Genomic DNA, 6,791 nt, shown 5'->3' on the forward strand with positions numbered 1-6,791 from the left:
GGGGTATTGACCTGTACGAAAAGGATGTGACCTCCTATGAAACGATTGATTGTTTCGGTTATTCTTTTAATGTTAATCGGCACATTTTTACTGGCATACAAAGGAAAATCCACAGAAGAACATACTGACTTTACCACGCACCGTGTGATTTCGCATGCCATGGGAGCCGTTGATGGTTTGGCCTATACTAATGCGCGTGAAGCGTTTGTGGAAAATTATAAAAAAGGCAGCCGCGTATTCGAGGTCGACCTGATGTTTACATCGGATGGACAATTGGTGGCGCGCCATGAATGGACAGAATCTTTTACAGAGCAAATGCAACAGGAAAATGCAGTTGCTACGGAACAGGGCGGAAAACCTTGGAGCTATCATCAATTTAAGAACACTCCCATACACGGTTCCTATACCCCAGTAGATTGGAAGGATGTATTGGATTTATTGGAAACATACTCGGATGCTTATATTGTGACCGATACGAAAGAACAGAACCCTGTCCAAATCAAACAGTTGTTTGCGCAACTGACCCGTCAGGCACAGGAGAAAAACCCCGAGCTTTTGTCCCGTATTGTTCCTCAAATTTATAATGAAGAAATGTTGCGAACGTTACGGAGTATTTATCCCTATCCATCCGTTATTTATACGCTCTATGCCATAGAAGATAAGGACGACCAGATCATTCGATTTGTACAACAAAATGATATAACGGCAGTAACTTTACCAGAGAATCGGGTGAGTGGTGCTTTAGTGGAAAGTTTGCGTGAGGCAGGGGCAGTGTGCTACGTAAATACCATTAATGAGTTGAAGGATGCGGCTGAGTATGAACAGATGGGTGTACGAGGTTTCTATACAGATAGTTTAACGGAAAAAGAACTTAGTGAACGCAGTTGGTTGTATGCGTTACGACCATGAGTTGTCTGAACGGGGTGTTCCCATTTGATACGAACATTGACACCTTTTAAGCACTATCATAGACTTAGCATAGAACGCTTTTGGATATTGGAATTCGGCTCGCCTGGATCATGACAAAAGCAATGAATGCTGGAGGAATGTGTGTTGGCAGATTCAATTCAATCATGGAGGCATGTGTTTAAGCTTGATCCTGACAAGGAACTGGATGATGGTGCGCTTGACGCCGTGTGTATGTCTGGTACGGATGCGATTATGGTAGGAGGTTCCTCAGGTATTACCTATGAAAATACGGTGGATTTGCTGTCGCGAGTTCGGCGTTATGAGGTGCCGTGTGTGCTTGAGGTGTCCGATCTGGAGGCTGTTGTGCCGGGGTTTGATCTATATATGATTCCCATGGTACTAAATACTACTGACAGTAATTGGATTCTAGGGCAGCACCAACGTGCGATTGAGCAGTTTGGTTATTTGATCCCTTGGGATTTGCTTGTGACGGAAGGATATATTGTTTTGAACGGTGGTTCCACAGTTGCTAAGCTTACCGGAGCAGATACTTCGCTGGGTGCTACATCAGCCGCCTCATATGCACAGATTGCTGACAAGCTCATGCATCTACCGATTGTATATGTGGAATATAGCGGTGCTTTTGGAGATATGGAGCTGGTGCAGAAAATACATCGCAGTACGGAGCGCTCTCGTGTCCTATACGGGGGAGGTATCGTGGATAAATCTACCGCGTTACAAGCGGCTGCCGTTTGTGACACCATTGTAGTAGGAAACATCATTTATCGTGACTTGGCGAAAGCGCTGGAGACGGTAGCTGTGAAATTGGAAGTATAGAACGTGAATTTATGGAAGCTCAGGAAAGGAGCATGCACGCATGCAATCAATAGATATACACGAGGCGGTAGCTCGTCTTAATCCGCCTCAGCGTCAGGCTGTGGAGGCGGTAGATGGTCCGCTGCTGATTATGGCTGGCGCAGGCAGTGGTAAAACACGGGTGCTTACGCACCGAATAGCCTACCTCATCGCGACCCGCAAGACGGCTCCATGGGGCATTTTGGCGATTACCTTTACGAACAAGGCCGCGCGTGAGATGCAGGATCGCGTATCCAAGCTGATTGGCCCACAGGGAAGAGATGTGTGGGTATCCACCTTCCACTCGATGTGTGTGCGTATTTTACGTCGGGATATCGAGCGGATTGGATTTACCTCGAATTTCAGCATTTTGGATTCTACGGATCAATTGTCTGTCATTCGGAGCTGCATGAAGGATCTGAATATAGACACCAAAAAGTTTGAACCCAAAGCGGTTCAGTCTATGATGAGTACGGCTAAAAATGAACTGGTCACTCCCGAAATGTATGAACGCAAGATTGGCGACTATTTTGAGGGGATTGTGGCGAAGGTATATACCAAGTACCAACAACGACTCAAAAATAACAACTCTCTTGATTTTGATGATTTGATCATGGCAACGATTCAGCTCTTTAAAGAAGTACCTGAGGTACTGGATTTCTATCAGAAAAAATTTCAATACATTCATGTTGATGAATATCAGGATACGAACCGTGCGCAGTACATGCTGTGCAAAATGCTGGCCGACAAGCATCACCGGATTTGCGTAGTAGGTGACAGTGACCAATCCATCTATCGGTGGCGGGGTGCGGATATTAGCAACATTTTGAATTTTGAAGAGGACTACCCGGAAGCGCGCACCATTTTGCTGGAGCAGAACTACCGGTCCACCTCAAATATTCTCAATGCTGCCAACGAAGTTATTGGTCAAAATACAGGCCGCAAGCCGAAAAAACTATGGACTGACAAAGAAGGCGGAGCCAAGATTAAAGTTTATCGTGCTGACTCTGAGCATGATGAGGGCTACTTTATCGCCTCCGAAATTCATAAGAATATTAATGCGGGCAAAACCTATAGCCATCATGCCATTTTGTACCGTACGAATGCTCAGTCTCGGGTTGTCGAGGAAATTTTGATTAAATCGGATATTCCTTACCAGATCGTGGGCGGTATCAAGTTCTATGATCGGAAGGAAATTAAGGATTTGCTGGCGTATCTTCGCCTGCTCTCCAATCCTGACGACGACATCAGCTTGATCCGAATCATTAATGTGCCAAAACGAAGCATCGGAGACACAACCGTCGGCAAATTGCAGGCAGCTGCAGCAGAACGTGGAGTTTCAATTTTCCGTGTCCTTCAAGTTGTAGACGATTTGGGCTTTGCAGGACGTACGCGCAATGCGTTGGTTGAGTTTTACGATATGATCGAAGGTTTAAGTCGGATGGTAGACTACCTGTCGGTTACTGAGTTAACAGAAAAAATGCTGGAAACCACCCAATATCGCTTGGAGCTGCAAAACGAGAATACACTCGAGTCACGTTCACGTTTGGAGAATATTGATGAGTTCCTGTCGGTAACCATGGAATTTGAAAAAGGAGCGGAAGACAAGTCACTCGTCTCCTTCCTGACCGACCTTGCGCTAATTGCCGATATTGATTCTATGAATGACGAGGAAGAAGAGCAAAGCGATGCGGTTGTATTGATGACCATGCATAGCGCCAAAGGATTGGAGTTTCCCATCGTATTTATTGTCGGTATGGAGGAGGGAGTATTCCCTCATAGTCGTGCCTTTCTGGATAACGAAGAGCTGGAGGAAGAGCGCAGATTGGCGTATGTCGGGATTACCCGTGCAGAGGAGCAACTGTTCCTTACATGCGCACAAATGCGCACTCTGTTTGGCCGCACCACAGCTAACCCGCCTTCCCGCTTTCTCGAAGAGATTCCGGACGAGTTAAAAGAGGATACGATCATCAAACGTGACCGCTACCGTCGTTCAGGCAATGTAGGCGGATCTTATGGTGGGCGCGGACTGAATAAAGGTAGTGGCAGCAACTTTGGTGGAGAACGCTCGTTTGATACGATGAGCCGTAGTGGTTCGTCTGCTTCCGCGTCACCCCGAGTAACAGTAACGATATCTTCATCCGCGAAACCCACTCCGGCTGCTTCGGCAGGAGGTCCCTCCATTTTTGCTGCTGGAGACAAGGTACAGCATGGTAAATGGGGGATTGGAACTATTGTAGCTGTAAAAGGGACGGGCAATGATATGGAGCTTCAAATTGCTTTTCCGGCTCCAGTAGGGGTTAAACGACTGTTAGCTGGCTTTGCACCGATTACAAAAGTAGAATAAATCTCAAACATCATTAAATCTCGAACCTCATGAGTGGCAGCTTGGTTTAGGACCTCTGCCCTGATGAAGTTCCCGGAGGGATACGCCTGCATGAACCCAATGCACAGGATGGAGCAGCTTGTTGCTGAACTGAACACATATAACTATCATTACTACACACTGGATGAACCCAAGGTCAGCGACAAAGAATATGATGTGCTTTATGACGAGCTGGTAGCGCTTGAACAGACGAGCGGCCTTGTGCTGCCGGATTCGCCGACACAGCGTGTGGGCGGGGAGTTACTCAAAGGGTTCACACCGCATCGCCACCTTGCCCCATTATGGAGCCTTGATAAAGCTCAGAATATGGAACAGCTGCGTGCATGGAACGCGCGTGTCGTGAAGCTGGTCAATGATTACAATACCAAGAACCCAGAGCAACCTTTGCCATCTCCAGGTTATGCGATAGAACTTAAATTTGATGGTCTAACGCTGAACCTGACATATACTGATGGACAGCTGGTACAGGCTTCTACCCGCGGTAATGGTGTGGTGGGTGAGGGGATATTGGCGCAGGTAAAAACGATTAAATCCGTGCCACTTACAATTCCTTTTCGAAATGGAACTATTGAAGTTCAGGGAGAAGGGATAATGAATCTCTCTGTACTGTCCAAATATAATGAGACTGCCACGGACCCTCTTAAAAACGCACGCAACGCCGCAGCTGGCGCTTTGCGTAACTTGAATCCCAAAGTGACAGCAGAACGGCGATTGAATGCATTTTTCTACAATGTGGGTTATGCAGACCGGATCCAGTTTAACAGCCACCAGGAAATGATGACTTTCCTGCGTGAAAATCATTTTAAGGTAAACCCTTACCTGACTTACTTTGATAATTTTGAAGATGTAATGGAGCAACTGATTGAGATTGAAGAATCTCGTGCCGGATTGGATTACCTCATTGATGGGGCAGTATTGAAAATTACAGATATGCGCACACGTGAGGCTCTCGGGTATACCGATAAATTCCCGCGCTGGGCGGTGGCCTATAAGTTCGAAGCCGAGGAAACAACAACGGTGCTTAACTCGGTTGAGTGGAATGTAGGACGAACGGGTAAAATCACCCCACTTGCAAGGGTAGAGCCGGTAGAACTGGCGGGAGTCACTGTACAAAATTGTACACTGAACAATGCTGGTGACATCGAGCGCAAAAACTTGAAGTTTGCTTTGGGTGCACGTGTATTTATCCGTCGCTCAAACGATGTCATTCCGGAGATATTAGGAAAGGTAACATCTGAGCACGACGGAGAGGAAATTGTCGTACCAGATCATTGTCCAGCCTGCGGGTTTCCGTTGCAGCAGCGAGGTGCCCATTTGTTTTGCGACAATAAGCTGGGCTGTAAACCACAAATTGTAGCTCGTATTTCCCATTTTGCTTCACGTGATGCTATGGATATTGAGACATTCAGTGACAAAACGGCCATACAGCTGCATGACGAACTGGAAGTGCGCGAGCCTGCGGATCTGTATACACTCCAATATGATGATCTAGTGAAGCTGGAGCGGTTTGGTGAGAAAAAGGCCAGTAACCTCTTGGCGGCACTAGAAAAGAGTAAAGAGAGAGATTTGGCTTCTTTCCTTTATGCTCTGGGTATACCGAATACTGGTAAAGCAACAACACGCATGTTGGCTGAACACTACCGTGATTTGCACAAGACGATGTCCGCTACGGTGGAAGAACTGATAGAACTACCGGATGTGGGCGGGATTGTAGCCGAAAGCATTGTTGCTTTCTTTGCAGATCCATTTACTCAGGCGGGAATTGAAAAGATGCTGTCTCTAGGGGTGAAAGCTCAGGCCCCTGAAGCTCCACAGGAGAAGAAGACAGACAGCTTTTTCAGTGGCAAAACGGTCGTGCTTACAGGTACCTTGCATCAGCTTACGCGTGACGAAGCTGCATCCAAGCTGGAGGCGCTGGGAGCCAAAGTTGCGGGGTCTGTATCGAAAAAGACGGATCTAGTCATAGCTGGTGAAAAGGCTGGGAGTAAGCTGGCTAAGGCCCAACAGCTCGGAATTGACACCATAGAAGATGAGGATGAATTTATCAGACTGCTGGAACAAGAATAATAGTTTTACAATGAGTGCAGTCATTCCGCTCTGGGGCGGGGTGGCTGCCTTATTATCTGTTGTATAGTAGGAAATAAAATAGATATAAATAAATGCTTGCTAAATAACTTTAGGCATGATATATTATTAGACGTTGCTTTGAGAGTATCATTTCTTGAAGCGAGGTTGCTGAAAAGATAATCGAAAAAAAGATTTGACAAGAAAGCAACTAACATGATATGATCTAATTCCTGGCTCGTTGAACGAACGAGAACAGACAAGTTCTTTGAAAACTGAACAAATGGATGATGAAACAAAGATTTCTTCTTTTATAAAGAAGAATCGCTAGCATTAAAAATGAGCTTATCGCTCTTTCTATAAACCGGCTTCGGTTGGTCTTTAATGGAGAGTTTGATCCTGGCTCAGGACGAACGCTGGCGGCGTGCCTAATACATGCAAGTCGAGCGGGGTTATGTAGAAGCTTGCTTCTACATAACCTAGCGGCGGACGGGTGAGTAACACGTAGGCAACCTGCCCACAAGACAGGGATAACTACCGGAAACGGTAGCTAATACCCGATACATCCTTTTCCTGC

The 6,791-nt window shown here is 46.3% G+C and carries 4 protein-coding genes and 1 rRNA gene; all 5 read left to right on the forward strand.

Annotated features, from left to right (window positions below; all coding sequences use genetic code 11):
* The first annotated feature begins 36 nt into the window (after positions 1-36).
* A complete protein-coding gene (locus tag WA407_RS03120; protein ID WP_336076749.1) occupies positions 37-909 on the forward strand; it encodes a phosphatidylinositol-specific phospholipase C/glycerophosphodiester phosphodiesterase family protein in 873 nt (290 codons plus the stop codon).
* Positions 910-1,035: 126 nt separating this feature from the next.
* On the forward strand, positions 1,036-1,746 hold the full coding sequence (locus WA407_RS03125; RefSeq protein WP_336076750.1) for a heptaprenylglyceryl phosphate synthase: 711 nt from the start codon (positions 1,036-1,038) through the stop codon (positions 1,744-1,746).
* Positions 1,747-1,786: 40 nt separating this feature from the next.
* Positions 1,787-4,111 (forward strand): DNA helicase PcrA, encoded by a 2,325-nt coding sequence (pcrA, locus tag WA407_RS03130; RefSeq protein WP_336076751.1) that lies wholly within the window; start codon positions 1,787-1,789, stop codon positions 4,109-4,111.
* A 90-nt stretch (positions 4,112-4,201) separates the two neighbouring features.
* Positions 4,202-6,217 (forward strand): NAD-dependent DNA ligase LigA, encoded by a 2,016-nt coding sequence (ligA, locus tag WA407_RS03135; RefSeq protein ID WP_254328325.1) that lies wholly within the window; start codon positions 4,202-4,204, stop codon positions 6,215-6,217.
* 378 nt (positions 6,218-6,595) lie between these two features.
* A 16S ribosomal RNA gene (locus tag WA407_RS03140) occupies positions 6,596-6,791 on the forward strand; the annotation flags it as partial.

The sequence above is a fragment of the Paenibacillus sp. 203 genome (genome assembly GCF_037027525.1).
In the GTDB taxonomy this organism is placed as follows: Bacteria; Bacillota; Bacilli; order Paenibacillales; family Paenibacillaceae; genus Paenibacillus; species Paenibacillus polymyxa_B.